The sequence below is a fragment of the Salmonella sp. SAL03688 genome (assembly GCF_046551895.1).
Lineage (GTDB): Bacteria > Pseudomonadota > Gammaproteobacteria > Enterobacterales > Enterobacteriaceae > Salmonella > Salmonella enterica.
On record NZ_JBGDVI010000056.1, the window covers coordinates 1 to 861 of the forward strand.

Here is an 861-nt window from a genome sequence, read left to right on the forward strand (position 1 = left end):
TTGCTCATCGTTTTCTCCAGTGGCCCCGCAGCGGGCCATCGCTAATATTCAGTTTGCCTGTGCTGGCAGATTTCTAAGTTTCCGGACGCCGATCATTGCGGTGGCTACGTAGCTGGTGGCCCGGTTAACTACTTCAACAGGCACCTTTACGCCATCCACTACAACGGTGTAATTGGTAACGTGCTTTTGTCTGCCGTAATCGCCGAACTTTTCATGATGCGCCGCCAGTGCAACATCACATGCGCGACGGCCCAATGGCGATTGCTTACTGCGATTTATAAGGCGCATAAAACCTCCTCAGGCGGGAGGGCGTAACCCCTCCCGATGCAATTAGCCGATGTATTCCGGTTTCATATCGTCCAGGGTGACGCGGTACTTATCGTGCAGTTCGTCGCCAAGATGACGTTTAGCAGCGCCAAGCGTGCTTTCAGCTTTAGCAAACATCTCTGCGGCTTCCGGTTCGCCAGGGTTTGGAATTGAGTTGATCACTGCCTCGACTTTGTTCTGTGCATCGACCTGGTAATAGCGCTTCACTGCTTTGTTTTTTAATTCGGTGAACAGCGCAGTACCCAGCAACGCTTTCTGTGATTCGATATCCGCACGGATTGCTTTTGCCTGATCAACGGAACTTGCTGTATCAATGCGTTCGCGAAGATCGTCGGCAACAGCATCAACGTTAGCTGCCGACTCCTGCGCGCTGGTCCTGGTGCTAACCTCGCTGGTGATTTCCTGTACGCTCATGCGCTGGACTGGAGCAGGGTTAATCTCGCGTTCTTCTCGTTGCTCAACCTCATCAGGGCTGTACACGCCGAGGATCACTTCCGGGCAGTACAGGCGAGCCCAATATTTAACGCCCAGATA

General features: G+C 53.0%; 2 protein-coding genes. Both read right to left on the reverse strand.

What is annotated here, in order from left to right; all coding sequences use genetic code 11:
- Nucleotides 1-48: 48 nt before the first annotated feature.
- Complete coding sequence (locus tag ACLJR2_RS23665; protein WP_001237031.1) at nucleotides 49-288, reverse strand: DUF4060 family protein; 240 nt, start codon at nucleotides 286-288, stop codon at nucleotides 49-51.
- Nucleotides 289-330: 42 nt separating this feature from the next.
- Nucleotides 331-861 (reverse strand): hypothetical protein (locus ACLJR2_RS23670; protein WP_000328808.1); only part of this gene is annotated, 531 nt, incomplete at its 5' end.

Excerpts from the sequence above, each read along its gene's own strand:
- ACLJR2_RS23665 (WP_001237031.1), bottom strand. The coding sequence starts at position 288 with ATGCGCCTTATAAATCGCAGTAAGCAATCGCCATTGGGCCGTCGCGCA.